At 73.1% G+C, this 1,126-nt stretch carries 1 protein-coding gene and 2 pseudogenes; all 3 read right to left on the bottom strand.

Translation table 11 applies throughout. The annotated features are described in order from the left end of the window. Positions 1-413, bottom strand: a pseudogene (locus tag ACLEQD_RS43955) (tRNA uridine-5-carboxymethylaminomethyl(34) synthesis GTPase MnmE); the annotation flags it as partial. Positions 414-472: 59 nt separating this feature from the next. Then, positions 473-700 (bottom strand): hypothetical protein, encoded by a 228-nt coding sequence (locus ACLEQD_RS43960; RefSeq protein ID WP_171421360.1) that lies wholly within the window; start codon positions 698-700, stop codon positions 473-475. 43 nt (positions 701-743) lie between these two features. Further along, positions 744-1,126 (bottom strand): annotated as a pseudogene (locus tag ACLEQD_RS43965) (hypothetical protein); the annotation flags it as partial.

The raw sequence follows: 1,126 nt of genomic DNA on the forward strand, positions 1-1,126 counted from the left end.
GCCACCAGGTCCGCGACCGCCTCCGCGCGGGTCAGGTCGATGCGGCCGTGGAGGAACGCGCGCCGGGTGAACTCCCCGGGGAGCGCCGGACGCACGCGCGCGTCCTCCAGCGCCCGCGCGAGCAGCAGCCGCAGGAGGCGCGGGCTGCCATGCGCGTGCAGCTCCACCACGTCCTCGCCGGTGAAGGACCGGGGGGCCTGGAAGTAGAGGAACAGGCCCTCGTCCAGCACCCCGCCCGCCGCGTCCACGAACGACGCCAGGTACGCATGGCGCGGAGTCGGGGACGCCGGAACCCCAGGCGCGAGCCCATGGCCCACCTCCAGCGCGGCCGGTCCGGACACCCGGAGGATGCCCACCGCCCCCGCGGCGGGCGCGGTGGCGAGCGCGACGATGGTGGCGGACTCAGGCGTCATGGCGGGGCAGGGAGGCCACCGGAAGACGGTCGCACGCGCATGACGCCCGCCCCGAAGTCCTACCGGGGCCCCTGCGGCGGGGTGGAGCCGCGGGCGGCGCGCTCCACGTCGTCGCGGTGCTGCTCGATGTACTTCTCCACCTCGGCGTCGTCGACCTCCAGGTCGCGCAGCACGCCCGGATAGACGAAGCGGAAGGCCGGGGACTCTTCGTCCCCTCGCAGGCGGAAGCTCATCTTCAGCACCGCCGCGCCATACAGCTTGTCTTTCAATCCCTTCGCCTTACCCATTCGCTCCTCTCACGCCCGCCGGCGGCCCCGAGCGGGCACCTGCTCAGGCGTCGACGTCGTCTTCGTCGTCGTCCGGCAGCAGGCTCCGCTTGGGCATCGGGGCGGGCTTCGCCGGGGTGAACACCACGCGTCGGTTGCGGCCTTCACCTTCCGCCGCCACCTTCACTCCACCCATTCCTTCTACTGCCTTCAGGACGCGCGCGCGGTCCTCAGTCTTCATCGCGGCGAACGCATAGAAGCGTCCCAGGCTGGCGGACTTCTCCGCGAGCTTGCGGACGGCCTCCCGGAACGCCGGATCCTCCTCGACCTGCAGCGAGCGCTCGTCCGCCTCCGCGCCCTTCGCGGGAGCCTGTGCCTGAGCGGACTTCGAGGCCTGCTGCGCCGCCTGCCCACCCCGGGCGTTGCGCTGCTGCGGCTGCGCGGCCG

The organism is Corallococcus sp. 4LFB (assembly GCF_046520365.1).
In the GTDB taxonomy this organism is placed as follows: Bacteria; Myxococcota; Myxococcia; order Myxococcales; family Myxococcaceae; genus Corallococcus; species Corallococcus caeni.